The 25,400-nt window shown below is 63.5% G+C and carries 38 protein-coding genes; all 38 read left to right on the top strand.

Annotation, left to right across the window (positions count from 1 at the left end):
* Positions 1–19: 19 nt before the first annotated feature.
* The 38 genes from pilM to infA all read left to right on the top strand — a co-directional run bounded on the left by pilM (position 20) and on the right by infA (position 25,352).
* Positions 20–1,069, top strand: a complete 1,050-nt coding sequence (gene pilM / locus AC0J5J_RS08120) for a type IV pilus assembly protein PilM (protein ID WP_474897423.1) — start codon at positions 20–22, stop codon at positions 1,067–1,069.
* Positions 1,066–1,731, top strand: a complete 666-nt coding sequence (locus AC0J5J_RS08115) for a hypothetical protein (protein WP_474897421.1) — start codon at positions 1,066–1,068, stop codon at positions 1,729–1,731. Before pilM ends, AC0J5J_RS08115 begins: the two co-directional genes overlap by 4 nt.
* A gap of 2 nt (positions 1,732–1,733) precedes the next feature.
* Entirely contained in the window at positions 1,734–2,444 is a 711-nt protein-coding gene (locus AC0J5J_RS08110; RefSeq protein ID WP_474897419.1) for a hypothetical protein, read from the top strand.
* A 118-nt stretch (positions 2,445–2,562) separates the two neighbouring features.
* Positions 2,563–3,549: a hypothetical protein gene (locus AC0J5J_RS08105; RefSeq protein WP_474897417.1), complete on the top strand. Its 987-nt coding sequence runs from the start codon at positions 2,563–2,565 to the stop codon at positions 3,547–3,549.
* 81 nt (positions 3,550–3,630) lie between these two features.
* Positions 3,631–4,119 (top strand): DUF6121 family protein, encoded by a 489-nt coding sequence (locus AC0J5J_RS08100; RefSeq protein ID WP_474897415.1) that lies wholly within the window; start codon positions 3,631–3,633, stop codon positions 4,117–4,119.
* Between the two features lie 61 nt (positions 4,120–4,180).
* The gene (locus tag AC0J5J_RS08095; RefSeq protein ID WP_474897413.1) at positions 4,181–4,834 is read left to right on the top strand and encodes a spermidine/putrescine ABC transporter substrate-binding protein; all 654 of its coding nucleotides are present in this window, start codon (positions 4,181–4,183) and stop codon (positions 4,832–4,834) included.
* Between the two features lie 321 nt (positions 4,835–5,155).
* Complete coding sequence (gene rpsL / locus AC0J5J_RS08090) at positions 5,156–5,530, top strand: 30S ribosomal protein S12 (protein WP_055811472.1); 375 nt, start codon at positions 5,156–5,158, stop codon at positions 5,528–5,530.
* Positions 5,530–6,000 (top strand): 30S ribosomal protein S7, encoded by a 471-nt coding sequence (gene rpsG / locus AC0J5J_RS08085; protein ID WP_066597688.1) that lies wholly within the window; start codon positions 5,530–5,532, stop codon positions 5,998–6,000. Before rpsL ends, rpsG begins: the two co-directional genes overlap by 1 nt.
* A 132-nt stretch (positions 6,001–6,132) precedes the next feature.
* Positions 6,133–8,247: an elongation factor G gene (gene fusA / locus AC0J5J_RS08080; protein ID WP_134424414.1), complete on the top strand. Its 2,115-nt coding sequence runs from the start codon at positions 6,133–6,135 to the stop codon at positions 8,245–8,247.
* A 143-nt stretch (positions 8,248–8,390) separates the two neighbouring features.
* The gene (tuf, locus tag AC0J5J_RS08075) at positions 8,391–9,584 is read left to right on the top strand and encodes an elongation factor Tu (protein WP_104171753.1); all 1,194 of its coding nucleotides are present in this window, start codon (positions 8,391–8,393) and stop codon (positions 9,582–9,584) included.
* Between the two features lie 163 nt (positions 9,585–9,747).
* Positions 9,748–9,957: an antitoxin gene (locus AC0J5J_RS08070; protein WP_134424415.1), complete on the top strand. Its 210-nt coding sequence runs from the start codon at positions 9,748–9,750 to the stop codon at positions 9,955–9,957.
* 199 nt (positions 9,958–10,156) lie between these two features.
* Positions 10,157–11,113, top strand: a complete 957-nt coding sequence (locus tag AC0J5J_RS08065; RefSeq protein WP_474897411.1) for a hypothetical protein — start codon at positions 10,157–10,159, stop codon at positions 11,111–11,113.
* A gap of 523 nt (positions 11,114–11,636) precedes the next feature.
* Positions 11,637–11,945 carry a 30S ribosomal protein S10 gene (gene rpsJ / locus AC0J5J_RS08060; RefSeq protein ID WP_035834607.1) on the top strand — a complete coding sequence of 103 codons (309 nt, stop codon included), beginning with the start codon at positions 11,637–11,639 and terminating at the stop codon, positions 11,943–11,945.
* Between the two features lie 8 nt (positions 11,946–11,953).
* Positions 11,954–12,613: a 50S ribosomal protein L3 gene (gene rplC / locus AC0J5J_RS08055; RefSeq protein WP_134363320.1), complete on the top strand. Its 660-nt coding sequence runs from the start codon at positions 11,954–11,956 to the stop codon at positions 12,611–12,613.
* A gap of 4 nt (positions 12,614–12,617) precedes the next feature.
* On the top strand, positions 12,618–13,268 hold the full coding sequence (gene rplD, locus AC0J5J_RS08050) for a 50S ribosomal protein L4 (protein ID WP_104100969.1): 651 nt from the start codon (positions 12,618–12,620) through the stop codon (positions 13,266–13,268).
* The gene (rplW, locus tag AC0J5J_RS08045) at positions 13,268–13,570 is read left to right on the top strand and encodes a 50S ribosomal protein L23 (protein WP_104100968.1); all 303 of its coding nucleotides are present in this window, start codon (positions 13,268–13,270) and stop codon (positions 13,568–13,570) included. The genes rplD and rplW overlap by 1 nt, the downstream gene beginning before the upstream one ends.
* Before the next feature lie 25 nt (positions 13,571–13,595).
* Entirely contained in the window at positions 13,596–14,435 is an 840-nt protein-coding gene (rplB, locus tag AC0J5J_RS08040; RefSeq protein WP_104100967.1) for a 50S ribosomal protein L2, read from the top strand.
* Between the two features lie 9 nt (positions 14,436–14,444).
* Positions 14,445–14,726: a 30S ribosomal protein S19 gene (gene rpsS, locus AC0J5J_RS08035; protein ID WP_104100966.1), complete on the top strand. Its 282-nt coding sequence runs from the start codon at positions 14,445–14,447 to the stop codon at positions 14,724–14,726.
* Between the two features lie 26 nt (positions 14,727–14,752).
* Entirely contained in the window at positions 14,753–15,118 is a 366-nt protein-coding gene (gene rplV / locus AC0J5J_RS08030; protein WP_134424418.1) for a 50S ribosomal protein L22, read from the top strand.
* Positions 15,118–15,879, top strand: a complete 762-nt coding sequence (gene rpsC, locus AC0J5J_RS08025) for a 30S ribosomal protein S3 (protein ID WP_134363322.1) — start codon at positions 15,118–15,120, stop codon at positions 15,877–15,879. The genes rplV and rpsC overlap by 1 nt, the downstream gene beginning before the upstream one ends.
* Positions 15,880–15,881: 2 nt before the next feature.
* Positions 15,882–16,301: a 50S ribosomal protein L16 gene (gene rplP / locus AC0J5J_RS08020; protein WP_104100963.1), complete on the top strand. Its 420-nt coding sequence runs from the start codon at positions 15,882–15,884 to the stop codon at positions 16,299–16,301.
* Positions 16,301–16,618, top strand: a complete 318-nt coding sequence (gene rpmC, locus AC0J5J_RS08015; protein ID WP_134363323.1) for a 50S ribosomal protein L29 — start codon at positions 16,301–16,303, stop codon at positions 16,616–16,618. Before rplP ends, rpmC begins: the two co-directional genes overlap by 1 nt.
* 2 nt (positions 16,619–16,620) lie before the next feature.
* Complete coding sequence (gene rpsQ / locus AC0J5J_RS08010) at positions 16,621–16,920, top strand: 30S ribosomal protein S17 (protein ID WP_134424419.1); 300 nt, start codon at positions 16,621–16,623, stop codon at positions 16,918–16,920.
* 33 nt (positions 16,921–16,953) lie between these two features.
* A complete protein-coding gene (rplN, locus tag AC0J5J_RS08005) occupies positions 16,954–17,322 on the top strand; it encodes a 50S ribosomal protein L14 (RefSeq protein WP_134365618.1) in 369 nt (122 codons plus the stop codon).
* Between the two features lie 3 nt (positions 17,323–17,325).
* Positions 17,326–17,685 carry a 50S ribosomal protein L24 gene (rplX, locus tag AC0J5J_RS08000; protein ID WP_134424420.1) on the top strand — a complete coding sequence of 120 codons (360 nt, stop codon included), beginning with the start codon at positions 17,326–17,328 and terminating at the stop codon, positions 17,683–17,685.
* Positions 17,685–18,287 (top strand): 50S ribosomal protein L5, encoded by a 603-nt coding sequence (gene rplE, locus AC0J5J_RS07995; protein WP_134363326.1) that lies wholly within the window; start codon positions 17,685–17,687, stop codon positions 18,285–18,287. Before rplX ends, rplE begins: the two co-directional genes overlap by 1 nt.
* Positions 18,288–18,405: 118 nt before the next feature.
* Positions 18,406–18,804: a 30S ribosomal protein S8 gene (gene rpsH / locus AC0J5J_RS07990; RefSeq protein WP_134363327.1), complete on the top strand. Its 399-nt coding sequence runs from the start codon at positions 18,406–18,408 to the stop codon at positions 18,802–18,804.
* A 6-nt stretch (positions 18,805–18,810) separates the two neighbouring features.
* Positions 18,811–19,347 carry a 50S ribosomal protein L6 gene (rplF, locus tag AC0J5J_RS07985; protein ID WP_134424421.1) on the top strand — a complete coding sequence of 179 codons (537 nt, stop codon included), beginning with the start codon at positions 18,811–18,813 and terminating at the stop codon, positions 19,345–19,347.
* Between the two features lie 2 nt (positions 19,348–19,349).
* Entirely contained in the window at positions 19,350–19,721 is a 372-nt protein-coding gene (gene rplR / locus AC0J5J_RS07980) for a 50S ribosomal protein L18 (protein WP_134363329.1), read from the top strand.
* Between the two features lie 35 nt (positions 19,722–19,756).
* The gene (rpsE, locus tag AC0J5J_RS07975) at positions 19,757–20,428 is read left to right on the top strand and encodes a 30S ribosomal protein S5 (protein WP_104101028.1); all 672 of its coding nucleotides are present in this window, start codon (positions 19,757–19,759) and stop codon (positions 20,426–20,428) included.
* On the top strand, positions 20,428–20,610 hold the full coding sequence (rpmD, locus tag AC0J5J_RS07970) for a 50S ribosomal protein L30 (RefSeq protein WP_174235710.1): 183 nt from the start codon (positions 20,428–20,430) through the stop codon (positions 20,608–20,610). The genes rpsE and rpmD overlap by 1 nt, the downstream gene beginning before the upstream one ends.
* Positions 20,610–21,167: a 50S ribosomal protein L15 gene (rplO, locus tag AC0J5J_RS07965; RefSeq protein WP_474897409.1), complete on the top strand. Its 558-nt coding sequence runs from the start codon at positions 20,610–20,612 to the stop codon at positions 21,165–21,167. The genes rpmD and rplO overlap by 1 nt, the downstream gene beginning before the upstream one ends.
* A 98-nt stretch (positions 21,168–21,265) precedes the next feature.
* Positions 21,266–22,588 carry a preprotein translocase subunit SecY gene (secY, locus tag AC0J5J_RS07960; protein WP_134424422.1) on the top strand — a complete coding sequence of 441 codons (1,323 nt, stop codon included), beginning with the start codon at positions 21,266–21,268 and terminating at the stop codon, positions 22,586–22,588.
* Positions 22,585–23,199 (top strand): adenylate kinase, encoded by a 615-nt coding sequence (locus tag AC0J5J_RS07955; RefSeq protein WP_134424423.1) that lies wholly within the window; start codon positions 22,585–22,587, stop codon positions 23,197–23,199. The genes secY and AC0J5J_RS07955 overlap by 4 nt, the downstream gene beginning before the upstream one ends.
* A gap of 57 nt (positions 23,200–23,256) precedes the next feature.
* Entirely contained in the window at positions 23,257–24,087 is an 831-nt protein-coding gene (gene map, locus AC0J5J_RS07950; protein ID WP_134424424.1) for a type I methionyl aminopeptidase, read from the top strand.
* Positions 24,088–24,211: 124 nt separating this feature from the next.
* On the top strand, positions 24,212–24,541 hold the full coding sequence (locus tag AC0J5J_RS07945; RefSeq protein ID WP_134424425.1) for a PTS sugar transporter subunit IIB: 330 nt from the start codon (positions 24,212–24,214) through the stop codon (positions 24,539–24,541).
* 4 nt (positions 24,542–24,545) lie between these two features.
* Entirely contained in the window at positions 24,546–25,001 is a 456-nt protein-coding gene (locus AC0J5J_RS07940; RefSeq protein ID WP_474897407.1) for a PTS mannitol transporter subunit IIA, read from the top strand.
* A 129-nt stretch (positions 25,002–25,130) separates the two neighbouring features.
* Positions 25,131–25,352, top strand: a complete 222-nt coding sequence (infA, locus tag AC0J5J_RS07935; RefSeq protein WP_022883252.1) for a translation initiation factor IF-1 — start codon at positions 25,131–25,133, stop codon at positions 25,350–25,352.
* The last annotated feature ends 48 nt before the right edge of the window (positions 25,353–25,400 follow it).

Below are 25,400 nucleotides of genomic sequence, written 5' to 3'. Positions count from 1 at the left end.
GTACAAAGGGAGTGCACACGTGGTCACGAGCGTCGTAGGGATAGATATCGGCAGCGTGTCGCTCCGCGCAGTCGAGGTGAGTGACCCAGGCAAGTCGAGGCCGACGCTGCTGCGCTACCATGAGGTCCCGTTGTTGCCGGGCACGGTGAGCAGCGGCGAAGTCCTCGATCCGCAAGCCGTCGCGGTCGCTTTGAAGCAGCTTTGGTCTGCCGGCGGATTCAAGAGCAAGAACGTGGTTCTCGGCATGGGCAACCAACGGGTGCTGGCCCGCGACCTGACCGTGCCGAAGATGTCGCTTTCACGGATCCGGGAGTCTCTGCAGTTCGAGGTCCAGGAAATGCTCCCCATCCCGGTCGCCGAGGCGGTGCTCGATTTCTATCCGATTGCCGAGACGGCTGGCGACAACGGCCCCGCGGTGCGTGGACTCCTCATCGCTGCGGTCAAGGCCACCGTTCTATCGAACGTCAAGGCCACGACACTTGCCGGGCTTACTGCCATCGACGTCGACCTGATTCCCTTCGCGCTGAGCCGAGTGCTGCTGTCCCGACCGGGTGTCGAGGGCACTGTCGCACTCGTCGATATCGGTGGGAGCACGACGACCGTGGTCATCGCCACAAACGGTGTCCCGCAATTCGTGCGGATCATCGCAACGGGTGGAGACGACATCACCCAAGCGCTGCTGAATGACTTCGGTCCCGAGGCCGAGTCGCCCGACGAACTCAAACGGCGTCTTGGACTTGCCACCGGGTCCGTGGCCCCCGTTGACAAGCTCGCAGTCGAGCTGATCTACAAAATAGCTAGCGAGCAGTTGTCGAGCCTCCGCAACACCATCAACTTCTTCGTCAACACACGTCCGGTTGATGCGGTGCATATGATCGTGCTGAGTGGCGGTGGCGCCCGACTGAGGGGACTCCCGGAGGCTCTGGCCGAAATGACCCGTCTGACCGTTGTGCTCGGCGATCCACTGTCGACTGTGGAGCTGGCCCGCGGTCTCAACTCCGATGATCTGCAGAGCAAAGGGCCTTCCTTCGCCGTGGCGCTCGGCCTCGCCCTGGGGCGTGCAGCATGAGCCGGGAGCGCAAGAGCGACGTGCTCGTCATCGGCGGGGAGCCCTCGGTTGACCTGCTTCCGCCGGAAGTCAAGAAGGATCGGGCGGCGACGGTCGTTCGTCGGCGTCTCGGCCTGGGTGTCATCGGCGTGCTGGCGATCATGATCGTGGGCACGGGAGCATCCGTTGCGCTCGCCCTGCAGGCACAGAGTCAACTCGCCAGCGAGCAGGCACTCACTCCGGAACTCGTAGCTGAGCAGGGCAAGTACGTCGAGGTTCGTTCGGTGCAGCGCGAGGTGGACCTGGTGAAGGCCGCGCAACAGGTTGGGGTCTCGACCGAAATCGATTGGAAGGAGTACCTCGAGAGTGTGCAGGCGATTCTGCCCGCCAGCGTCACGATCGAAGCAGTCGCCGTCGACTCGGCTTCGCCACTCGCGATCTACGTGCAGCCCACCGCGCCGCTGCAGGGTGCACGAGTTGCCACGGTGAGCTTCACTGCAACAAGCCTGATTCTGCCCGATGTCCCCACTTGGCTGGACTCCCTCGCGACCCTGCCAGGATTCGCGGATGCTCTACCTGGGTCCGTCACGCTCGAACCGGAGACCGGCGTGTACAAGGTTGAGATTGTCATGCACGTCAACGATGCGGCGTTCGCGCAGCGCTTCGTCACCGAGGGGGAGTAATCGTGGACAAGAACAGACTGTGGATGATCGGTTCCGTGCTCGTCATGGTGCTCGTCCTGGTTCTCGGTGTGGTCGTGGGGATCATGCCGCAACTGGCCGCGCGGGCTGCCGCTGACGCGGAGAAGACCAGCGTTCAGACATCCAACGCCGGACAGGCGCAGGTGCTGGCTCAGCTTAAGAAGGATTTCGAGGGTATCGACGCTCTCAAGGACGAGCTGGATCCGCTCAGCGCGTCCGTGCCCAACGGCACGGAGATGCCTGCCTTTGTGAATCAGCTCGATGCCCTGGCCATCGAGACCCAGGTGACTCTGACCGGCATCACCGTGGCCGACGCGGTTCCCTACGCCCCCGTCGCCGCGCCCGTTGAAGCAGAAGTCGTCGAAGAGTCGGGCTCGACGCCGACACCGAGTCCGTCCGAAGCGGCCATCGCACCGGATGCCGGGGTTCCTCCCGTCACGAACTCCCAGATCACGGCAGACAATTTTGCGTCACTTGCGGTCACCGTTTCGGTCAAGGGAAGCTACGGAAATGCTCTGAGGTTTGTCAATGGGCTCCAGACCGGCAAGCGGCTCTTCATGGTCTCGGGACTGACCACAACGCTCGAGACTGGCGACGAGGGGGCGTCACCTACGGGAGACGTCACGGCCACCATCGTCGGCCTCGTCTACGTGCTCGTCCCGCCCGCAGCCGCCGCCGCGCCGGCGGCGGAATAGCCGCCGGCCGCGCCGCGCCGATTCCCACCCTGCGCCGCGAGGCTCCCCGTCCGGGGGCCCGCGGATTGCTAAGGTTGCCCGAGAGAACTGCGGCCGCCAGGCCCGTAAGGAGTGCAGCATGAGCGACAACACGCCCAACGACGGCAACATCAACCCCGAAACGGATGCCGCGGCAACCACCCCCGGACGCCACGAGACCGGCCCGGTCGACTACGACTCCGCAGCCGAGCCCGACGCAGCCGAGACCCGCACGTACCAGGCCGCCCCGGTCGAGCCCGTCGGCGAGCCGATCTCCTATGACGCCCCCGAGGCATCCGCGCCCGCGCCGGTCACCCACGACCCCTCTCGTGCGTCCGCCACGCCCGCCTACGTCCCCGCCGCCTCGGTGAACAACACCGCCGAGACCCAGCGCCTCGAGCCGGTCGCGACCCCGGCCGCAGAGACCCACGCCACCGAGGCCCGCGCCACAGAGGCCCGCGCCACGGAGAGCCACGCCACGGAGACCCCGGCCTACGCCCCCACGAACACCAGCGTGCAGCCCCCCATCTACATCCAGGCGCCCACCGCCCCGCGGTACAAGAGCAACCGCGGCCCCGGTGTCGTGATCGCACTGCTCTCCACCGTGATCTTCGCCGCCGTCTACGCCGTGGTCGCGTTCGCCCTGTCCGGCATCGGCAGCCTGTCCATCGCCGACACGGCCGCGAAGTTTGCCGACTTCATCGTGCTGCCCATCTTCTACGTGCCGGTCATCTTCTTCTTCATCGCCTTCGCGCTCCTGGTGCTGATCGTGAACCGCGGCGGCTGGTGGGCCTACGTGCTCTTCGGCTTCCTCGTTGCGGTGGCCGTCTACTTCTCCTACATCGGCGCGGCGCTCCTCAGCGTGCAGGCGTGGAACTTCACGCCCGATCAGGCCGCACGCTTCATCAGCCAGCAGTGGCTGAACCCGGGCGCCATCGCCGCCGCGGTCGTCGCCCGCGAGGTCCCGATCTGGGCGGGTGCCTGGATCGCCCGTAACGGCCGTGCCATCACCGCTCGCAACGAGACCGCCAAGGCCGAGTACGACCGCGTCCTCGCCGCAGGGCCGCAGGGCATCCGCAGCAACTAGCCGGTCGGGCCGGGCGCACACCGCGCCCGGCACAGCACGGCTCGAAGGCCGAGCAGGCATGCACGGCAGGCAGGGGGAGCGATGCGCGAATACCAGAAGTACGCGACGGTCGTCGCCGTCTTCGCGGTAGTGCTTTACGCCGCGCTCCTCGTTGCCGCCTTCGGAATGATCAGCCTGCTGGCCGATACGGATGTCATCAGCGACCCCAACGCCGGACCTCTCGTGGGTCCCGGCATGACCATCGCCGCCGCGGTGCTCGTTTTCATCCTGATGCTGCTGCTCGGGCTGCGCACCCGGCCGGAGAACCAGCGCGTCGCCGTGGGCTACGCCCTCGCCACCGGGTTCGGTGCGTTGGCCGCCTTCGTGCTCACCGGGGCCGTGCTCTACGCGCTCGGCGCGGGCCTCCCAGGCGACAGCGGGGGGTTCGCGGTCTCGATCCTGCTGGGCCCGTTCGCGGTAACCGTGGGCATCCTCGGCTTCATCATCACCCTGCTCTACTCTCTGGTCCTCGCCTCACGAATGCCCGAACGCGGCCGCCCGAAATGGCCGTGGGAACAGGGCGACGACTGAGCCATCGCCGCCGCGAAACTCACCGACCGCGGGGCACCCCGATCGGGTACCCTTAACTTCCATGGATGGTTCCATCGAGTCGCGGGTCAGCCAGCAGGTTGACGACTGGCTCGCGTGGCTGCCGCGTTGGCGCCCCGGCACGCATCGCGGCCGCACCCGCCTGTGCCGCATCTGCTTCGGCTCGCCGGTCATCGTCGCCGCCGGCCTGGCCACGGATGTCCCGCACGCCGTGCAGCACGCCCTCGCCATGCGCATGAAACATCTGATCGATGCCGAGGTCGACGCCTACACTGAGACGAATCTTCCGCTGCTCAGCCGGGAGATTCAGGTGAACGAGCAGCGTAAGGCCGCGGCGAGCTACCATCCGGCCGAGGGGCTCGACCCGGCTTACACAGGCCTCGACCTCGATCCGCCGGCCACACCCGACGCCCCCTACCTGTTCACCTTCGCCGAACTCGCCCGGCCCGAGGCATCGGCGCCCCCGCCTGCCGCGCCGCCGCCGCTGACCGCCGACGAAAAGGCCGCCATCCGTGCCGAGGTGAAACTCGCCGACCGCCATGCCGCCCTGGTCGGCAACCGGGTCTGCCTGGAGCTGTCCCGCCACAGTGAACGGATGCGCGCCGCCGTCGCCGAATTCGTCGAGCCCTGGGTGCTGGCACTCCTCGCCGACCTCGACACCGCGCTCGACTCCCCGCTCTGGCCTCGGGGCATCTGAACAACAGCTGAACGAACCCCCGAGCCCTCGTCATCCATTTGACCCGGCGGTCACCCCCGGGATATCCTTTCGAGGTGTGCGCTTTGTCGTGCGCTTGAGTTATGCCATCGCGATCTTGTCGTGCCGCACCTTAGGCGCCCTGATGCGGCACTCACACAGGGTTTGCTCTCCGAGCAGCCCCCACGGCATACCTGCCTCAGCCCGCGGAATTCATTCCGTGTGTCGGTGGGTCCAGATGAACTCGATCGGGCCGGGAACGGAACGATTCGAATGCTAACCATCAATGAGCTGTCACCGTGCAGCAATAACAAGGAGTAATTAGTGCCCACCATTCAGCAGTTGGTACGAAAGGGCCGCAGCCCCAAGGTCACCAAGACCAAGGCGCCCGCCCTGAAGTCCAACCCCCAGCAGCGCGGCGTGTGCACTCGTGTTTACACGACCACGCCGAAGAAGCCGAACTCGGCCCTCCGCAAGGTTGCCCGCGTCAAGCTCTCGAACGGCACCGAGGTCACCGCCTACATCCCCGGCGAGGGTCACAACCTGCAGGAGCACTCGATGGTGCTTGTCCGCGGTGGTCGCGTGAAGGACCTCCCCGGTGTTCGATACAAGATCGTTCGCGGCGCACTGGACACCCAGGCCGTCAAGAACCGCAAGCAGGCTCGTAGCCGCTACGGCGCCAAGATGGAGAAGAAGTAATGCCTCGTAAAGGCCCAGCGCCCAAGCGTCCCGTTATCGCTGACCCGGTATACGGCGCCCCCATCGTCTCCCAGCTTGTCAACAAGATCCTCCTCGACGGCAAAAAGGGCCTCGCCGAGCGCATCGTTTACGATGCACTCGAAGGCGTCGTTGCCAAGAACGGTGCGGATGCCGTTGTCACGCTGAAGAAGGCACTCGACAACGTGCGCCCGACCCTCGAGGTGCGTTCGCGCCGCGTCGGTGGTTCCACCTACCAGGTGCCCGTCGAAGTCAAGCCGCACCGCGCCAACACTCTGGCGCTGCGCTGGTTGACCAGCTACGCCAAGGCTCGTCGCGAGAAGACGATGACCGAGCGTCTCACCAACGAAATCCTCGACGCATCCAACGGCCTCGGTGCCGCTGTGAAGCGCCGCGAGGACACGCACAAGATGGCCGAGGCGAACAAGGCCTTCGCACACTACCGCTGGTAGTCGCGTTCCGGAGTCCGGCTCCGGTGATCGAGCCTGTCGAGATCAAATCTCGACACGCACGCTCACCGGGGCCCGGACACCGGATGCCCTGTTTCGCCCCAATCACCATAAGCAAACTTCCGGAGGACCCCTGTGGCACTTGACGTGCTCACCGACCTGAGTAAGGTCCGCAACATCGGCATCATGGCTCACATTGATGCTGGCAAGACCACCGTCACTGAGCGCATCCTGTACTACACGGGTGTCAATCACAAGATCGGCGAGACGCACGACGGCGCCTCGACCATGGACTGGATGGCGCAGGAGCAGGAACGTGGCATCACCATCACGTCTGCCGCGACGACCTGTTTCTGGGCCGAAAACCAGATCAACATCATCGACACCCCCGGTCACGTCGACTTCACCGTTGAGGTGGAGCGTTCGCTCCGCGTCCTCGACGGCGCTGTCGCAGTGTTCGACGGCAAGGAGGGCGTTGAGCCCCAGTCCGAGACCGTCTGGCGCCAGGCCGACAAGTACGACGTGCCCCGCATCTGCTTCGTCAACAAGATGGACAAGCTCGGCGCCGACTTCTTCTACACCGTCGACACCATCGTCAAGCGCCTCGGCGCGAAGCCGCTCGTCATCCAGCTGCCCATCGGCGCCGAGAACACCTTCGAAGGTGTTGTCGACCTCGTCGAAATGCGTGCACTGACCTGGCGCGGCGACTCCAAGGGTGACGTCGAGATGGGCTCCAAGTACGCCATCGAAGAGATCCCCGCCGACCTCGTCGAGCAGGCTGCGGAATACCGCAAGCTGCTTCTCGAGACCGTCGCAGAGACCGACGACGACCTCATGGAGAAGTACTTCTCCGGCGAAGAGCTCACCGTTTCCGAGATCAAGCACGCGATCCGCAAGCTCACGGTCTCCAGCGAGATCTACCCGGTCCTCTGCGGTTCCGCGTTCAAGAACCGCGGCGTCCAGCCGATGCTTGATGCAGTCGTCGACTACCTCCCCACCCCGCTCGACGTGCCGGCCATCGAGGCCCACGACGCTCGCGATGAGGAAAAGGTCATCATGCGTCACCCCGACGCGACGGAGCCGTTCACGGCCCTCGCGTTCAAGGTTGCCGTGCACCCGTTCTTCGGTCGTCTGACCTACGTTCGCGTGTACTCCGGTCACCTTGACTCCGGTGCTCAGGTCATCAACTCGACCAAGGGCAAGAAAGAGCGCATCGGCAAGATCTTCCAGATGCACGCCAACAAGGAGAACCCGGTGGCCTTCGTGACCGCCGGTCACATCTACGCGGTCATCGGCCTCAAGGACACCACCACAGGCGACACCCTGTGCGACCCGAACGCGCAGGTCGTGCTCGAGTCGATGACGTTCCCTGACCCGGTCATCGAGGTTGCGATCGAGCCGAAGACCAAGCAGGACCAGGAAAAGCTGGGTCTCGCGATCCAGAAGCTGGCCGAAGAAGACCCGACCTTCCGCACCGAGCAGAACCAGGAAACTGGTCAGACGGTCATCAAGGGAATGGGCGAACTGCACCTGGACATCCTGGTCGACCGGATGCGGCGTGAATTCAACGTCGAAGCCAACGTCGGCAAGCCCCAGGTCGCATACCGCGAGACCATCCGCAGGGCGGTCGAGCGTCACGACTACACGCACAAGAAGCAGACCGGTGGATCCGGGCAGTTCGCGAAGATTCAGATCGCGATTGAGCCGCTCGAGATCACTGCCGACAAGAGCTACGAGTTCGTCAACAAGGTCACGGGTGGCCGCATCCCCCGGGAGTACATCCCCTCGGTGGACGCAGGAATCCAGGATGCGCTGCACGTCGGCGTCCTGGCCGGCTACCCGATGGTGGGCGTCAAGGCAAGCCTGCTTGACGGCGCCGCGCACGACGTCGACTCCTCGGAGATGGCGTTCAAGATCGCCGGTTCGATGGGCTTCAAGGAAGCCGTTCGTAAGGCTGACCCCGTTCTGCTCGAGCCGCTGATGGCCGTTGAGGTACGTACGCCTGAGGAATACATGGGCGACGTCATCGGCGACCTGAACTCGCGTCGTGGACAGATCCAGACCATGGAGGACGCTCAGGGCGTGAAGGTAATTCGCGCCAACGTGCCGCTGTCGGAGATGTTCGGATACATCGGTGACCTGAGGTCGAAGACCTCGGGCCGCGCGGTGTACTCGATGACCTTCGAGAGCTATGCGGAGGTCCCCCGGGCTGTGGCCGAAGAGATCATCCAGAAGAACAAGGGCGAGTAGCCTTAGTCTTTCCGGTCTCTCCGGGCCTTCGGGCCCAAATCGCTTCGGCCTCCCGGCCCGAGTAGCATAAGTACACAAATCCAGCAGTTCCACCGGCCGCAAACCAGCGGTCGATGGAGCCATGAGTCCTAGGAGGACCCACAGTGGCCAAGGCCAAGTTCGAGCGGACCAAGCCGCACGTAAACATCGGAACGATCGGTCACGTTGACCACGGAAAGACCACGCTGACTGCAGCGATCTCCAAGGTCCTTGCCGACACGTACCCGTCCAAGACGAACGTTCAGCGCGACTTCGCGTCGATCGACTCTGCTCCGGAAGAACGCCAGCGCGGTATCACGATCAACATCTCGCACGTTGAGTACGAGACCGAAAAGCGTCACTATGCGCACGTTGACGCACCGGGCCACGCTGACTACATCAAGAACATGATCACCGGTGCTGCTCAGATGGACGGCGCGATCCTCGTGGTTGCCGCCACTGACGGCCCGATGGCTCAGACCCGCGAGCACGTTCTGCTGGCGAAGCAGGTCGGCGTGCCGTCCCTGCTCGTCGCACTGAACAAGTCCGACATGGTTGACGACGAAGAGATCCTTGAGCTCGTTGAGCTCGAGGTTCGCGAACTCCTCTCCGCCCAGGGCTTCGACGGCGACAACGCTCCCGTCGTTCGCGTTTCCGCACTCAAGGCGCTTGAAGGCGACGAGAAGTGGGTCGGCAACATCCTTGAGCTCATGAAGGCTGTCGACGACTACTTCCCGGAGCCCGTCCGCGACAAGGACAAGCCCTTCCTGATGCCGATCGAGGACGTCTTCACGATCACCGGTCGTGGAACCGTCGTCACCGGCCGCGCCGAGCGTGGAACCCTCAAGATCAACTCCGAGGTCGAGGTTGTCGGCATCCGCCCGACCATCAAGACCACGGTCACTGGTATCGAGATGTTCCACAAGCAGCTCGACGAGGCATGGGCCGGCGAGAACTGTGGTCTTCTTCTTCGTGGCACCAAGCGCGAAGACGTCGAGCGCGGCCAGGTTGTCGTCAAGCCGGGTTCGGTCACGCCGCACACCGACTTCGAAGGCACCGCGTACATCCTGTCCAAGGATGAGGGTGGGCGTCACAACCCGTTCTACGCGAACTACCGCCCGCAGTTCTACTTCCGCACCACGGACGTCACCGGCGTCATCACGTTGCCTGAGGGCACCGAGATGGTCATGCCCGGCGACACCACCGACATGAACGTCGCGCTGATCCAGCCGATCGCCATGGAAGAGGGCCTCGGCTTCGCCATTCGTGAAGGTGGCCGCACCGTCGGCGCCGGAACGGTGACCAAGATCATCAAGTAGTTCCCTTCGCCCGCACAGTCACCTCGGTGATCGAGCGGGTCGAGATCAAGGGGTCGGTCCTTCGGGACCGGCCCCTTTTTTCGTCCCTTCTTCGCACCCTCTTTCCACCACTACGCTGATGTGGAACGCGCTGCGCCACGCAGCCCGACAAGGAGGCAGAGCCATGGCACTGGACGACATCACGAAGAAGGCCCGGAATTTCTTGGATGACAACAAGGTCAAGGAAGCCCTGACCAGCCAGCAGGCCGAGGACATCAGCGACAAGCTGCTCGCCTCAGCCGCCGACGCGGCCAACAAGGTCACCGGCGGCAAGCACGAGGACAAGATCGAGGGTGCCCGCAAGGCCGCCGACGACAAGATCGGCAACGACTAGCGTCTGCCCCCACAGCGACCCGCGATAGTCACCTTTCCGGTCGAGAGTGCCCGCTCTTGCGGTCACTCTCGACCGGAACGGCAACAGTCGAGTGCGTTTATGTGGCCGGCTGCCCCCTCCCCGTGTTCTCGGTCGGGCCGCTGCCCACAGATTCGATCCTGCCGGGTGGGTTGGCGTCCCTCGTCGCAACTCTGAGGGGATGAGACACAACGAGATCACCCACAAGTCGGGGCTCGTCCTGGTGCGGGACGTCGTAGCAATTGCTCAGGACGACAGGCCGCTGAGACGCGACGAGTCAGCGGGCGCCCGGGAGCGCATTCGCCGCGGCGCCTATGTGGACGAGGCGCTGTGGGCGGCCATGACTCCCGCCGAACGGTACCGCGCACGAATCATGGCCGTGGTGCGCACCCGGCGACGGATGCCGGTGGTTGCCTACGATTCGGCGGCCGCACTGTGGGGCTATCCACGAGCCAGCGCCTGGCCGGGGGTGGTCCACCTGATCGTCGACCCGGCCTCGAGTGCGCGCAGCAAGAACGGAGTCAGGATTCACCGGGAAGGCCTCGAATCGGCGGATGTCGTCGAACTCGGGGGTTTGCTGGTCACGAGTCCCCAGCGCACCCTGGTTGATCTGGGCCGCGCCCTGCACCTTCGGGATAGTGTCTCTGCAATCGATTACGCCCTCAACCCGGTTCGGAGCACTGTCGAGAACCGTGTCACCAAGGATGAGCTGTTCGAGGTTCACGGCCGCGTGGTGTCGCCGCGGGGTGGAAGGCAGGCCATGAAGGCGATCGAATTCGGGACTGGACTCGCGGCCAACGCGGGGGAGTCTGAAAGCCGCGTCGTGATCTTCGAGCTCGGATTTCCCGACCCGATTCTGCAGCGTCGGCATGTCAATCCCCGCGGTGGGTTCTACTACACCGACACCGAATGGCCGGACTACCGCACAATCGGGGAACTAGACGGCCGCGGCAAGTACCTCAAAGAGGAGTATCTCGGATCCATGACACCGGGGGAGGCTGTGTACGCAGAGAAGACCCGCGAGGATCATCTCCGCGCCGAAGGAAACAGCTTCGCTCGATGGGGGATCGACGACATTCGAGAACCTCGACGTCTGCAGCGGATCCTGACTCAGGCCGGCCTCCCTATCGTGCGCTGAGTGTTCCCGTTCCGGTCGAGAGTGACCGCAGCAGCGGGCACTCTCGACCGGAACGGGAACTGTGGGGGAGATTCCGAGCCGGCGACGCGCCCGGGGTGCAGAGCAGGGGAGGCCCGGAACGACGCGGATGTGCCGACACGCCGCACGCGACACGCCCGGGTTGCACAATGACCCGCCCCTGTGGCAGACTCTTCTAGTTCAACACTTTCGACTGCCGCGCTGCACGCGGTGTCGGGATCACTGCCAGGCAGTGCATAGCTTGTGCCGTTCGCCGTAAAAAGCGCCAGGTGCACAGTTAGGCCGCGGGTAGCAGAACATAGCTCAAACCAACAGCCGGGAATGCTGGGTAAATCCATGCCTTCCCCCACGCGCGAGTGTGGAGAAGCGGGTTGGCTCGGGGAAGACCGCCTGGCGGTCGAACCGAAATTGACAGATGAACAGTGGTGCGACAGCAGCAGTGCTACTACGGCGTCCAATGCAGCCCTCGGGATGTACGAAGCCTTGACAAGAAAGCGAGTTCGACATGGCGGGACAGAAAATCCGCATTCGACTTAAGTCGTATGACCACGAGGTCATCGACATCTCGGCGCGCAAGATCGTCGACACAGTGACCCGCGCGGGTGCAACTGTCGTCGGTCCCGTGCCGCTTCCGACCGAGAAGAACGTGGTGTGTGTCATCCGTTCGCCTCACAAGTACAAGGACAGCCGGGAGCACTTTGAAATGCGCACCCACAAGCGTCTGATCGACATCATTGACCCGACCCCGAAGGCCGTCGACTCGCTTATGCGTCTCGACCTGCCGGCCGACGTCAACATCGAGATCAAGCTCTAGGGCCCGCGATGTCTTACGCAGATACCAAGACCACCAAGGGTCTCCTCGGCAAGAAGCTCGGCATGACGCAGGTTTGGGACGAGAACAACAAGCTCGTTCCCGTCACCGTCATCGAGATCTCGCCCAACGTTGTCACCCAGATCCGCAGCAAGGACATCGACGGCTACGCCGGCGTCCAGATCGCTGCTGGGGCCATCGACCCGCGCAAGGTCAACAAGCCTTCCGCCGGACACTTCGAAAAGGCAGGCGTCACGCCTCGCCGTCACCTCACCGAGCTCCGCACTGCGGATGCCGCTGACTACACCCTGGGCCAGGAACTCACCGTTGACGGTGTGTTCGCAGCCGGTACCAAGGTCGACGTCATGGGCACCAGCAAGGGTAAGGGTTTCGCCGGTGTTATGAAGCGTCACAACTTCAAGGGTGTTTCCTCCTCGCACGGTTCACACCGTAACCACCGCAAGCCCGGTTCCATCGGTGCTTCCTCGACCCCGAGCCGTGTCTTCAAGGGCATGCGCATGGCCGGTCGTATGGGTGGCGAGCGCGTCACCGTGCTGAACCTCAAGGTTCACGCCGTAGACGCCGAGAAGGGCCTCCTGCTGGTCAAGGGTGCCGTTCCCGGTGCCAAGGGCCGCCTCGTATTCGTCCGCAATGCAGTGAAGGGAGCCTAGTCCTATGACTACCTCACTCGATCTCATCGACGCCAAGGGTAAGAAGGCCGGCTCTGTTGAGCTTCCCGCCGAAATCTTTGACGTTCAGACCAACGTTCCGCTGATCCACCAGGTCGTCGTCGCGCAGCTCGCTGCCGCACGTCAGGGTACGCACAAGACCAAGCGTCGTGGCGAAGTTTCCGGCTCCGGCCGCAAGCCGTTCAAGCAGAAGGGAACCGGTCGCGCTCGTCAGGGCTCGATCCGCGCCCCTCAGATGACCGGTGGTGGCATCGTCCACGGACCGACCCCGCGTAACTACGAACAGCGCACCCCCAAGAAGATGATCGCGGCAGCACTGCGCGGATCGCTTTCCGACCGTGCCCGTGGTGACCGCCTTCACGTCGTGACCGCACTGTTCAGCGCCGAGACGCCCAGCACCAAGGGTGCCATCGAGCTGCTCAGCCAGATCGCCAGCAGCAAGCACGTGCTGGTCGTTCTGGAGCGCACCGACGAACTGACGCTGCGCAGCATCCGCAACCTGCCGACGGTGCACGTTCTGCCGTGGGACCAGCTGAATGCCTATGACGTGCTCGTCAGCGACGACATCGTCTTCACCAAGGGCGCGTTCGACGCGTTCGTGGCGAGCAAGACCAAGAAGGAAGAGGTGTCCGCATAATGGCTACCCCGATCAACAAGGATCCCCGCGACGTCATCATCGCTCCGGTCGTCTCTGAGAAGAGCTATGGCCTGATCGATGAAGGCAAGTACACCTTCATCGTGGACCCGCGCTCGAACAAGACCGAAATCAAGCTCGCGATCGAGAAGATCTTCAAGGTAGAGGTCGCTTCGATCAACACCATGAACCGCATCGGCAAGACGCGTCGCACGAAGTTCGGTCAGGGCAAGCGCAAGGACACCAAGCGTGCCATCGTCACGCTCAAGTCCGGTTCCATTGACATCTTCACGGCCGTCGGCTAAGCGGCGCGGACTAGAGGAATAAGAAATGGCTATTCGTAAGTTCAAGCCCACGACTCCCGGTCGTCGCGGTTCATCTGTTGCAGACTTCGCAGAGATCACCCGCTCCACGCCGGAGAAGTCCCTGCTTCGCCCCCTGTCCAAGACCGGTGGCCGCAACAACCAGGGTCGCATCACCACCCGTCACATCGGTGGTGGACACAAGCGTCAGTACCGTCTGATCGACTTCCGTCGTAACGACAAAGACGGCGTCAACGCCAAGGTCGCTCACATCGAGTACGACCCGAACCGTACGGCCCGCATCGCGCTCCTGCACTTCATGGACGGTTCCAAGCGTTACATCATCGCCCCGAACAAGCTGAACCAGGGCGACATCGTAGAGTCGGGCGCCGGTGCTGACATCAAGCCCGGCAACAACCTGCCGCTGAAGAACATCCCCACCGGTACCATCATTCACGCGGTCGAGCTGCGTCCGGGCGGTGGCGCCAAGATGGCCCGCTCCGCCGGATCGTCTGTTCGTCTCGTCGCGAAGGATGGCATCTACGCCCAGCTGCGCCTGCCGTCCGGAGAAATCCGTAACGTCGACGCCCGCTGCCGCGCCACGATCGGCGAGGTCGGCAACGCCGAGCAGTCGAACATCAACTGGGGCAAGGCCGGCCGTATGCGCTGGAAAGGCGTTCGCCCGACCGTTCGTGGTGTTGCCATGAACCCGGTCGACCACCCGCACGGTGGTGGTGAGGGTAAGACGTCCGGTGGACGTCACCCCGTCAGCCCCTGGGGCCAGAAGGAAGGGCGCACCCGCCACCCGAACAAGGAAAGCGACAAGCTCATCGTTCGTCGCCGTACCGTCGGCAAGAAGCGTAAGTAGGAGTAGACGATGCCACGCAGTCTCAAGAAAGGCCCGTTCGTTGACGACCACCTGCTTCGCAAGGTTGTCAAGGCGAACGAAGCCAGTAGCAAGAACGTAATCAAGACCTGGTCGCGCCGTTCGATGATCATCCCCGGCATGCTCGGGCACACCATCGCCGTGCACGACGGACGCAAGCACATCCCGGTGTTCGTCACCGAGAGCATGGTCGGGCACAAGCTCGGCGAGTTTGCGCCCACCCGCACCTTCCGTGGTCACGTGAAGGACGACAAGAAGGGCCGTCGCCGCTAACGCGGTGACGTGAAGGAGGATAAGAAATGGTGGAGTCGATCGCACGCGTGCGTCACATCCGCGTTACCCCCCAGAAGGCTCGTCGCGTTGTCAACCTGATCCGCGGCAAGCAGGCCTATGAGGCCCTGGGAATTCTGAAGTTCGCGCCGCAGGGCGCGAGCGACCCGGTGTACAAGCTGGTTGCCTCGGCAATGGCCAACGCCCGGGTCAAGGCTGATGCAGCCAACACCTTCCTGGACGAGCAGGACCTGTTCGTCAGCCAGGCATTCGTTGATGAGGGTACGACCCTCAAGCGTTTCCAGGCCCGCGCACAGGGTCGCGCATTCCAGATCAAGAAGCGCACGAGCCACATCACGGTTGTGCTCGCCACTCCTGAGGAGGGTACGAAGTAATGGGTCAGAAAGTAAACCCCTATGGCTTCCGTCTGGGAATCACGACCGACCACGTGTCGCGTTGGTTCTCTGACAGCACGAAGCCCGGCCAGCGTTACAGCGACTTCGTCGCTGAAGACGTCAAGATCCGCCGCCTGTTGAGCACCAGCCTCGACCGCGCCGGCGTGTCCCGCATCGAGATCGAGCGCACTCGTGACCGCGTTCGCGTCGACATTCACACCGCCCGTCCGGGCATTGTGATCGGTCGCCGCGGCGCGGAGGCCGAGCGCATCCGCTCCGACCTCGAGAAGCTCACCGCGAAGCAGATCCAGCTGAACATCCTCGAGGTGAAGAACCCCGAGGTCGACGCTCAGCTCGTCGCTCAGGGAATCGCCGAGCAGCTCTCCGCTCGTGTGGCATTCCGCCGCGCGATGCGTAAGGGCCTGCAGGGTGCCCAGCGCGCCGGCGCCAAGGGTGTTCGCATCCAGGTGTCCGGTCGCCTTGGTGGCGCCGAGATGAGCCGTTCGGAGTTCTACCGCGAAGGCCGTGTGCCCCTGCACACCCTGCGCGCGAACATCGACTACGGCTTCTACGAAGCCAAGACCACCTTCGGCCGTATCGGCGTGAAGGTCTGGATCTACAAGGGCGACATCACCAACAAGGAACTCGCTCGCGAGCAGGCCAACGCTAAGTCGTCCCGCCCCGAGCGTCGTGACGACCGACCGCGTCGTGCGCCCCGCGCAGAGGCAGCGGCTCCGGTTGCAGCAGGAGTTGAGGCATAACCATGTTGATTCCACGCAGAGTCAAGCACCGCAAGCAGCACCACCCGGGCCGTACCGGCCACGCAACCGGTGGTACCGAGCTGTCGTTCGGTGAATACGGCATCCAGGCCCTCACGCCCGCTTATGTGACCAACCGTCAGATCGAGTCCGCTCGTATCGCGATCACACGTCACATGAAGCGCGGCGGCAAAGTCTGGATCAACATCTACCCCGACCGTCCGCTCACCAAGAAGCCGGCCGAAACCCGAATGGGTTCCGGTAAGGGTTCCGTCGAGTGGTGGGTTGCCAACGTCAAGCCGGGTCGCGTGCTTTTCGAACTCAGCGGTGTCACCGACATCGTTGCCAAGGAAGCGCTGACCCGCGCTATTCACAAACTGCCCTTGAAGGCACGCATCATCAAGCGCGAGGAGGGCGACGCATAATGGCGATCGGATCCAAGGAGCTCGCCTCAGTCGAGCTCGACACTTTTGAAAACGAGCGGTTGTTCGATGAGCTGAAGAAGGCGAAGGAAGAACTTTTCAACCTTCGCTTCCAGTCGGCCACCGGCCAGCTCGAGAGCCACGGCCGCCTGCGTGCGGTCAAGCGCGACATCGCTCGCATCTACACGGTTCTCCGTGAGCGCGAGTTGGGTATTCGCCCGACTCCCGCGCCGGTCGAGGCTCCGGCCAAGGCTGAGAAGAAGACCAAGAAGGCCAAGCCTGCAGTTGAGGCTGACGCCGTCGAGACGAAGGAGGCCTAGTCATGGCGAAGACTGACGAAAAGGTCGTCGCTGTCGAGGCTGAAGCTCTCGTTCGCGGCTACCGCAAGACGCTGCGTGGTTACGTGACCAGCGACAAGATGGACAAGACCATCGTTGTCGAGGTCGAAGACCGCGTGAAGCACCCCCTGTACGGCAAGGTCATCCGCCGTACATCCAAGCTGAAGGTCCACGACGAGGCGAACATTGCCGGCATCGGTGACCTGGTCCTGATCAGTGAGACCCGTCCGCTGAGCGCCACCAAGCGCTTCCGCCTGGTCGAGATCCTCGAGAAGGCCAAGTAAGCCTCGCGCTTACTTGATAGAAGGGTATAAAAAGTGCTTCAGCAAGAATCACGACTCAAGGTTGCCGACAACACGGGTGCCAAGGAGCTGTTGACCATTCGCGTGCTCGGCGGCTCCGGCCGTCGCTACGCCGGACTGGGCGACACGATCGTCGCCACGGTCAAGGATGCGATCCCGGGCGGCAACGTCAAGAAGGGCGACGTCGTCAAGGCCGTCGTCGTTCGCGTCAAAAAGCAGACCCGTCGTCCAGACGGTTCGTACATCAAGTTCGATGAGAACGCCGCAGTGATTTTGAAGAACGAAGGTGACCCCCGCGGCACCCGTATCTTCGGACCGGTCGGTCGCGAGCTTCGCGACAAGAAGTTCATGAAGATCATCTCGCTGGCACCGGAGGTTATCTAAATCATGGCCAGACTCAAAAAGGGTGACCTCGTAGAGGTCATTACCGGCCGCACCCAGGCCCGCGGCGGAGACCGTGGCAAGCAGGGTAAGGTCATCGCCGTCCTGGTGGAGAAGAACCGCGTCCTCGTAGAGGGCATCAACTTCGTCACCAAGCACGTTCGCGTGGGCCAGACCCAGCGCGGCACCAAGACCGGTGGCATCGAGACCATGGAGGCGCCGATTCACGTGTCCAACGTGGCCCTCGTCGACCCGGAGACCAAGAAGCCGACTCGCGTCGGCTTCCGCCTCGAAGAAGTAACGAAGGACGGCGTCACCAAGACGGTCCGCGTTCGTTACGCCAAGAAGTCAGGGAAGGACCTCTGATGACCGACTCTTCAGTTGCAGCAGCAGAAGCGCCCGTCGAGGCAGCCCTGCCGCGTCTCAAGCAGAAGTACCGCGATGAGATCATGGCCCAGCTCACCAAGGACCTCGGCTTCACGAACGTTCACCAGGTTCCGAACCTGGTCAAGATCGTCGTGAACATGGGTGTCGGCGAGGCAGCTCGCGACGGAAAGATCATGGACGGGGCCGTCTCCGACCTCACCAAGATCACCGGTCAGAAGCCGCAGGTCACCAAGGCCCGCAAGTCGATCGCGCAGTTCAAACTGCGTGAAGGACAGCCCATCGGCACACACGTCACACTTCGTGGCGACCGCATGTGGGAGTTCCTCGACCGGCTTCTGAGCCTGGCGCTGCCGCGCATCCGCGACTTCCGCGGTTTGAGCGACAAGCAGTTCGATGGAAGCGGTAACTACACCTTCGGTCTCACCGAGCAGGTCATGTTCCACGAGATCGACCAGGACCGGATCGACCGTATCCGCGGTATGGATATCACGGTTGTGACGACGGCCAAGAACAACGACGAAGGACGCGCGCTGCTCAAGGCGCTGGGCTTCCCGTTCAAGACGGCCGAAAACACCAAGTAAAGTAGCTCTTTGGCTCTTGTAGTAAAAACCCGGGGCTGGACAACCGTCCAGCCCCACCACGACCAAGGTCGTCACCCGTGTAACGGATGAACGAAACCAGGCGAGAAAGGCACCACAAATGACAATGACAGATCCGGTCGCAGACATGCTGACCAGACTGCGCAACGCTAACTCGGCGTTCCACGACACCGTGTCCATGCCGCACAGCAAGCTCAAAGCGAACATCGCAGACATCCTCAAGGCCCAGGGTTACATCTCGGCTTGGGACGTCAAGGATGCAGAGGTCGGCAAGACCCTCACGCTCAACCTCAAGTTTGGTCCGAACCGCGAGCGTTCCATCGTCGGCATCAAGCGGGTTTCCAAGCCCGGCCTGCGCGTGTACGCGAAGTCGACCGAAATCCCCACCGTTCTCGGTGGCCTCGGCGTTGCCATCCTGTCCACCTCCAGCGGTCTGCTCACCGACCGCCAGGCCGAGAAGAAGGGCGTAGGCGGAGAAGTTCTCGCCTACGTGTGGTAGCCGACAATGTCACGTATTGGAAGACTCCCCATCCCGATCCCCGCGGATGTCACGGTCGCCACTGAAGGCCAGCGCGTCAGCGTCAAGGGCCCGAAGGGTGAGCTCGCGCTCACCGTCGCGAACCCCATCGAGGTCAAGATCGAGGACGGCCACGTTGTCGTCACCCGCCCGAACGACGAGCGCAACTCGCGTTCGCTGCACGGACTGACCCGAACGCTGATCGCAAACCAGATCATCGGGGTGACCGTGGGTTACACCAAGTCCCTCGAGATCGTCGGTACCGGTTACCGCGTCGCCCAGAAGGGCAGCTCGATCGAGTTCGCCCTCGGCTTCTCGCACCCGGTCCTCGTCGAGGCACCTGCCGGAATCACCCTCACCGTCGAGAGCGTCAACCGCCTCACGGTCGGTGGCATCGACAAGCAGGCTGTCGGCGAGGTCGCCGCCAACATCCGTAAGATTCGCAAGCCTGAGCCCTACAAGGGCAAGGGTGTGCGTTACGCCGGCGAGATTGTTCGCCGCAAGGCCGGAAAGAGTGGTAAGTAACCATGGGTCTCGGAACTAGAGGTAAGAGCAAGGCTGCTGCCCGCGGACGCAGGCACACACGTCTTCGCAAGAAGATCGAGGGGACCGCGCTTCGTCCGCGTCTCGTCGTGACCCGTTCGGCTCGCCACGTCTTCGTGCAGGTCGTCGACGACAGCAAGGGCTTCACCCTTGCGTCGGCGTCCACGCTCGAAGACGGTCTGCGCACCTTCGATGGTGACAAGACCGCCAAGGCCCGCAAGGTCGGCGAACTCGTCGCCGAGCGTGCGAAGGCCGCCGGCATCGAAGCCGTCGTATTTGACCGTGGCGGAAGCAAGTACGCAGGACGCGTCGCTGCGATCGCCGATGGAGCTCGAGAGGGTGGATTGAACCTGTGAGCACTGAAACCGCTAGCACAGCAACGAAGGAGACCGTGGTGGCTGCAGAGGCACCCGTCGAAACCGCTGCGTCAACGGCACCCGCCCAGAACGAGCCTCGCGAGGCTCGTCGTGGCGGCCGTGAGCGCAACCCGAACAAGGACCGCGGAAGCCGCGATGCCGACAAGAGCCAGTTCCTGGAGCGCGTCGTCACCATCAACCGCGTTTCCAAGGTGGTGAAGGGTGGTCGTCGCTTCAGCTTCACCGCTCTCGTCGTCGTCGGTGACGGAAACGGCCTCGTCGGCGTTGGATACGGCAAGGCCCGCGAGGTCCCGACCGCTATCTCCAAGGGCGTCGAGGAAGCGAAGAAGAACTTCTTCCGCGTTCCCCGCGTCGGCCTGACGATCCCGCACCCCGTCCAGGGTGAAGCCGCAGCCGGCGTTGTCCTGCTGCGTCCCGCCGCTGCCGGTACCGGCGTTATCGCCGGTGGCCCGGTGCGCGCCGTCCTCGAGTGCGCAGGCATCCACGATGTCCTGAGCAAGTCGCTCGGTTCGTCGAACACCATCAACATCGTTCACGCCACCGTCGAGGCCCTGCACCAGCTCGAAGAGCCGCGTGCGGTTGCGGCTCGCCGTGGCCTCGCGTACGAAGACGTCGCTCCGGCGCGCTTCCTGCGTGCCGACGCCGCCGCAGCAGCAGCTGCAGCAGCAGCAAAGGCAGGTGCCTGATGGCTCGCCTCAAAGTGACACAGATCAAGTCCAAAATTAGTGAGAAGCAGAACCAGCGCGACACGCTTCGCAGCCTGGGTCTCAAGCGCATTGGCGCAGTCACGATTCGCGAGGACAACTCGCAGAACCGCGGCTACGTCAACACCGTTGCTCACCTCGTAAAGGTCGAGGAGATTGACTAATGGCTGACGAGAAGGAAGCTGCCACCGCAGCCGCCAAGCCCGCCACTGCAAAGAAGGCTGCCCCCAAGAAGGCTGCCACCGCCAAGGTCGCTGTGAAGGCTGCTCCGGCCGAAAAGCGCGAGCAGGTCCTGAAGGTCCACCACCTTCGCCCTGCCCCCGGAGCCAAGAAGTCGCGCATGCGCGTCGGTCGTGGTGAAGGATCCAAGGGTAAGACCGCCGGCCGTGGTACCAAGGGCACGAAGGCACGTTACAACGTGCGTATCGGGTTCGAGGGTGGCCAGATGCCGCTGCACATGCGTACTCCGAAGCTGCGCGGGTTCAAGAACCCGTTCCGCGTCGAGTACCAGGTTGTGAACCTGGAAAAGCTTGCCGAGCTCTACCCGAACGGCGGCGATGTAACCATCGCCGACCTGGTCGCCAAGGGCGCGGTCCGCGACAACGAGAAGGTCAAGGTGCTCGGCAACGGTGACATTGCCGTTAAGCTGAACATTGCAGTGGATAAGGTCTCCGGCTCAGCAGAGCAGAAGATCGTCGCTGCGGGTGGCTCAATCAAGTAAGTCCGTAGACGCTGAGCGAGCTTGTCGAGGCCACCAATCGAAATCTTTCGATGCTGGTCTCGACAAGCTCGTTTTTCTCGTTATTAACTGGAGGCATTGTGTTCAGCGCCATTGCGCGGATATTCCGCACGCCCGACCTGCGCAGGAAAATCGGGTTCAGCCTGGGTATCGTTGCCCTGTTCAGACTGGGGTCGTTCATTCCGGCCCCCTTCGTCGACTTCGGAAACGTGCAGTCGTGCCTGGCGGCGAATCAGGACGCCAGCGGCCTCTATGAGCTCGTGAACCTCTTCAGCGGTGGCGCTCTGCTGCAACTGTCGGTCTTCGCGCTGGGCATCATGCCGTACATCACCGCGTCGATCATCGTGCAGTTGCTGCGCGTGGTCATCCCACACTTCGAGACCCTGCACAAGGAGGGCGCGTCCGGACAGGGCACGCTCACCCAGTACACGCGGTACCTCACCATCGCCCTTGCGATCCTTCAGTCGACAACGCTGATCACCGTGGCCCGCAGCGGCGCGCTCTACGGCACGTCGGCCAGCGCCGAGTGTTCTCAGCTGCTCACCAACGACGCCTGGTACGCGATCATGCTCATGGTCATCACCATGACCGCTGGTACCGGCCTGATCATGTGGATGGGCGAGCTCATCACTGAGCGCGGCATCGGCAACGGCATGTCCCTCCTGATCTTCACGTCGATCGCAGCCCTGTTCCCCGGCTCGCTCGCCTCCATCGGCCAGCAGAAGGGCATCGAGGTGCTGCTGATCGTGCTCGCCATCGGCCTGGTCGTGGTCGCCGCGGTGGTCTTCGTCGAACAGTCCCAACGACGCATCCCGGTGCAATACGCCAAGCGGATGGTCGGACGCCGCACCTACGGCGGCAACAACACGTACATCCCGATCAAGGTCAACATGGCCGGCGTCGTGCCCGTCATCTTCGCGTCGTCGCTGCTCTACCTGCCGGCCCTGATCGCGCAGTTCAACCAGCCTGCCGCCGGACAGGCTCCGCCGGCGTGGGTCACCTGGGTCACCAACAACCTCACCCAGGGCAACGACCCGCTGTACATGGCGCTGTACTTCCTCCTCATCGTCGGATTCACCTACTTCTACGTCGCGATCACCTTCAACCCCGAAGAGGTCGCCGACAACATGAAGAAGTACGGCGGATTCATCCCGGGCATTCGTGCCGGTCGACCGACCGCCGAATACCTGGACTTCGTTCTCACCCGGGTGACGCTGCCCGGTGCCCTGTACCTCGGCCTGATCGCCCTGCTGCCTCTGATCGCGTTCTCCGCGATCGGCGCCGACCAGAACTTCCCGTTCGGCGGGGCCAGCATCCTGATCGTGGTCGGTGTGGGACTCGAGACGGTCAAGCAGATCGACGCACAACTCCAGCAGCGCCACTACGAAGGGCTCCTCCGATGACCCGTCTTCTCCTGATCGGCCCGCCCGGCGCGGGCAAGGGCACGCAAGCCGAACGCCTGTCCGAGGCGTTCGCCGTGCCGGCCGTCTCCACCGGGGACATCTTCCGCTACAACGTGAAGAACGACACCGAGCTGGGTCTCCAGGTCAAGGCGTTCATGGATGCCGGCGCGTACGTGCCCGACTCTCTCACCAACGCCATCGTGTCCGATCGGTTGCAGCAGGAGGACGCGGTCGACGGGTTCCTTCTCGACGGCTATCCGCGCACGCAGGACCAGGTTCACGAATTGGACCGTCTGCTCGAAGCTGACAACGGTGCGCTGGACGCAGTCGTGCTGATCGTGGCCGACACCGAAGAGGTCGTGGCCCGACTCCTCAAGCGCGCTGCGGAGCAGGGTCGCGCGGACGACACTGCCGACGTCATCCGTCACCGCCTTGCCGTCTACGAGGAGCAGACCGCTCCTCTGATCGACATTTACTCCTCCCGCGGTCTTGTGGTCACGGTCGACGGCCTCGGCGCCGTGGACGAGGTGACCGGTCGCATCCTCGACGCCCTGGCCGAGCGCGGACTTTCCGTGCCCGTGGCCAGCGGAGACGCAGCCAGCGCCTCCTAACCCGGACGCGCGGCCCTTCGGCGGGCGCGTCCTCAGCAGTCTGCAGAGAATTTCACAATGAGCCTTCGCCGTTCCATCTACAAGTCGCCGGCGCAGATGCGGTTGATGGTCGCCCCCGGGCTGGCCACGGCTGCATCATTGGACGCGGCGCGGGCGGCCATCAGGGTCGGCGCGACCACGCTGGAGCTCGATGCTGCGGCGGAAGCGGCCATCGTGGCCCGTGGCGGCCTGCCCAACTTCAAGCTGGAGCAGGGCTACCACCACACGGTGTGCGCGTCCGTCAACGACGATGTCGTGCACGGCATCCCCGGTGCACGAGTGCTCGGAGCCGGCGACATCGTGTCCATCGACAGCGGCGCCATCATCGAGGGCTGGAACGGCGACGCTGCGTTCTCGTTCGTGATCCCCGATCCGGACCGCCCGGAGATCGTCGCCGAGCGCCAGAAGCTGTCGCACGTCACCGAGCAGTCGTTGTGGCACGGAATCGCCCGCCTCGCGGTGGCCCGCCACCTCAACGAGGTCGGTGAGGCCATCGAGGACTACGTCGAATCCCAGGGCAGCTACGGAATCCTCACCGACTACGTCGGTCACGGCATCGGCCGGTCCATGCACGAGGCCCCGCCCGTGTTCAACTATCGCGTGCGTCAGAAGGGGCCGGATGTGAAGCCCGGACTCGTGGTCGCCATCGAGCCGATGGTCGTTCTGGGTTCCATCGACACGTACGTGCGTGAAGACGATTGGACCGTCGCCACCAGCGACGGTCTGGCGGCCGCGCACTGGGAGCACAGCGTCGCCGTGCACAAGGATGGAATCTGGGTGCTGACCGCTGCCGACGGCGGCGCTGCGGCGTTGGCGCCGTTCGGCATCACCCCCGTTCCTATCCAGTAGCCCGCGTTCGATCGGCAACAGCCAGGCCTGGGGGAGCGGTTGTGGTCTTTTCCCGTGCGCGGAAGCGGGAAGATTGAGGGAAGGACAAAATCGTCCGTCTCGGCAATCGGAAAAGAGCGATTCAATGAGGATTCTCGTCATCTGCGGTGCTGGAGCTTCCAGTGCCTTCGTTGCGCACCGGGTTCGGCACACCGCGGAGGCCCGCGGTCTGGACGTGCATGTTGCCGCGGGCAGCGAATCGGACCTGCCCGCCTCCCTCGGGCCGGTCGACGTGCTGCTGGTGGGTCCCCACCTGGCACCCCGCTTCGAAAAGATCCGCCTGCAGGCCGTTCACGTCGGCGTGGGAGTGGCCCTGATGGAGGCCACCGTCTTCGCCTCGCAGAACGGGGATGAAGCGCTGGACGCGGCCATCTACGCCTACAAGACGCGCGACTGGGCCGAAACGAAGAAGTAGCCTGATGACTCGGCGGATCCTGCCGCTGCTCGACGCGGTCGCTGCGGGCACGGCAACGACGAAGCCCGGCGCCATCCGGGAAGTCGGTGACCTGCTCGTCAGCGCGGGCGCTGTGCTCCCCGACTACGTCGAGTCGATGTTCGAGCGTGAGGCGAGCGTGTCGACCTACATGGGGAACTTCCTGGCCATCCCCCACGGCACCAACGAGGCCAGGGGGTCCATCGTGCGATCCGCCCTGTCGTTCGTGCGCTACGCCGACCCGATCGAGTGGGACGGACAGCAGGTTCGCTTCGTGATCGGGATCGCGGGCCTCGACAGCGAGCACCTTGAAATCCTGCAACAGATCGCGGCCGTCTTTTCCGACGTGAACCAGGTGCAGAAGCTGATCGACGCCGACACGCCCGCAGAGATCCTCAGAATCCTGTCGGGCGAAAGCTCAGAATTCTCGATCGGATTATAGGGAAGAATTGCCAAAAGGCAACTCTGTACCATAGAGTAAACCCTTGGTGTCTGATGCCCGCCTATGCGGCGTGTCATTTCACCACAATCCACGCACGACCAGCAATCAATACCCTAGCGATAGTGAGTTATGGCCAAAAAAGACGGTGTCATCGAAATCGAGGGCGCAGTAGTCGAAGCTCTTCCCAACGCGATGTTTCGCGTTGAGTTGACCAACGGCCACAAAGTTCTTGCCCACATTTCAGGCAAGATGCGTCAGCACTACATCCGTATCCTCCCTGAGGACCGCGTGATCGTTGAGCTGAGCCCGTACGACCTGACTCGCGGCCGGATCGTTTACCGCTACAAGTAGAGAGTGCTGTAAGTAACGGCCCGAGGCGTTCCTGGGGTACGAAGACAG

It is taken from the genome of Cryobacterium sp. TS_SC_7 (genome assembly GCF_056156285.1).
The sequence above is the reverse complement of the archived record's forward strand: the minus strand, read 5'-3'. Positions and strand labels throughout refer to the sequence as shown.

Excerpts from the sequence above, each read along its gene's own strand:
- rplW (WP_104100968.1), top strand. The coding sequence starts at position 13,268 with ATGGCTACCCCGATCAACAAGGATCCCCGCGACGTCATCATCGCTCCG.
- rplB (WP_104100967.1), top strand. The coding sequence starts at position 13,596 with ATGGCTATTCGTAAGTTCAAGCCCACGACTCCCGGTCGTCGCGGTTCA.
- AC0J5J_RS08105 (WP_474897417.1), top strand. The coding sequence starts at position 2,563 with ATGAGCGACAACACGCCCAACGACGGCAACATCAACCCCGAAACGGAT.
- AC0J5J_RS08070 (WP_134424415.1), top strand. The coding sequence starts at position 9,748 with ATGGCACTGGACGACATCACGAAGAAGGCCCGGAATTTCTTGGATGAC.
- AC0J5J_RS08095 (WP_474897413.1), top strand. The coding sequence starts at position 4,181 with ATGGATGGTTCCATCGAGTCGCGGGTCAGCCAGCAGGTTGACGACTGG.
- rplE (WP_134363326.1), top strand. The coding sequence starts at position 17,685 with ATGACCGACTCTTCAGTTGCAGCAGCAGAAGCGCCCGTCGAGGCAGCC.
- AC0J5J_RS07955 (WP_134424423.1), top strand. The coding sequence starts at position 22,585 with ATGACCCGTCTTCTCCTGATCGGCCCGCCCGGCGCGGGCAAGGGCACG.
- map (WP_134424424.1), top strand. The coding sequence starts at position 23,257 with ATGAGCCTTCGCCGTTCCATCTACAAGTCGCCGGCGCAGATGCGGTTG.
- rplF (WP_134424421.1), top strand. The coding sequence starts at position 18,811 with ATGTCACGTATTGGAAGACTCCCCATCCCGATCCCCGCGGATGTCACG.
- rpsS (WP_104100966.1), top strand. The coding sequence starts at position 14,445 with ATGCCACGCAGTCTCAAGAAAGGCCCGTTCGTTGACGACCACCTGCTT.
- AC0J5J_RS08100 (WP_474897415.1), top strand. The coding sequence starts at position 3,631 with ATGCGCGAATACCAGAAGTACGCGACGGTCGTCGCCGTCTTCGCGGTA.
- rpmC (WP_134363323.1), top strand. The coding sequence starts at position 16,301 with ATGGCGATCGGATCCAAGGAGCTCGCCTCAGTCGAGCTCGACACTTTT.
- AC0J5J_RS08065 (WP_474897411.1), top strand. The coding sequence starts at position 10,157 with ATGAGACACAACGAGATCACCCACAAGTCGGGGCTCGTCCTGGTGCGG.
- rpsH (WP_134363327.1), top strand. The coding sequence starts at position 18,406 with ATGACAATGACAGATCCGGTCGCAGACATGCTGACCAGACTGCGCAAC.
- rpsJ (WP_035834607.1), top strand. The coding sequence starts at position 11,637 with ATGGCGGGACAGAAAATCCGCATTCGACTTAAGTCGTATGACCACGAG.
- rplR (WP_134363329.1), top strand. The coding sequence starts at position 19,350 with ATGGGTCTCGGAACTAGAGGTAAGAGCAAGGCTGCTGCCCGCGGACGC.
- infA (WP_022883252.1), top strand. The coding sequence starts at position 25,131 with ATGGCCAAAAAAGACGGTGTCATCGAAATCGAGGGCGCAGTAGTCGAA.
- rpmD (WP_174235710.1), top strand. The coding sequence starts at position 20,428 with ATGGCTCGCCTCAAAGTGACACAGATCAAGTCCAAAATTAGTGAGAAG.
- rpsG (WP_066597688.1), top strand. The coding sequence starts at position 5,530 with ATGCCTCGTAAAGGCCCAGCGCCCAAGCGTCCCGTTATCGCTGACCCG.
- rplP (WP_104100963.1), top strand. The coding sequence starts at position 15,882 with ATGTTGATTCCACGCAGAGTCAAGCACCGCAAGCAGCACCACCCGGGC.
- rpsC (WP_134363322.1), top strand. The coding sequence starts at position 15,118 with ATGGGTCAGAAAGTAAACCCCTATGGCTTCCGTCTGGGAATCACGACC.
- rplX (WP_134424420.1), top strand. The coding sequence starts at position 17,326 with ATGGCCAGACTCAAAAAGGGTGACCTCGTAGAGGTCATTACCGGCCGC.
- rplO (WP_474897409.1), top strand. The coding sequence starts at position 20,610 with ATGGCTGACGAGAAGGAAGCTGCCACCGCAGCCGCCAAGCCCGCCACT.
- AC0J5J_RS08115 (WP_474897421.1), top strand. The coding sequence starts at position 1,066 with ATGAGCCGGGAGCGCAAGAGCGACGTGCTCGTCATCGGCGGGGAGCCC.
- rplV (WP_134424418.1), top strand. The coding sequence starts at position 14,753 with ATGGTGGAGTCGATCGCACGCGTGCGTCACATCCGCGTTACCCCCCAG.
- rplD (WP_104100969.1), top strand. The coding sequence starts at position 12,618 with ATGACTACCTCACTCGATCTCATCGACGCCAAGGGTAAGAAGGCCGGC.
- AC0J5J_RS07940 (WP_474897407.1), top strand. The coding sequence starts at position 24,546 with ATGACTCGGCGGATCCTGCCGCTGCTCGACGCGGTCGCTGCGGGCACG.
- rplC (WP_134363320.1), top strand. The coding sequence starts at position 11,954 with ATGTCTTACGCAGATACCAAGACCACCAAGGGTCTCCTCGGCAAGAAG.
- rpsQ (WP_134424419.1), top strand. The coding sequence starts at position 16,621 with ATGGCGAAGACTGACGAAAAGGTCGTCGCTGTCGAGGCTGAAGCTCTC.
- AC0J5J_RS07945 (WP_134424425.1), top strand. The coding sequence starts at position 24,212 with ATGAGGATTCTCGTCATCTGCGGTGCTGGAGCTTCCAGTGCCTTCGTT.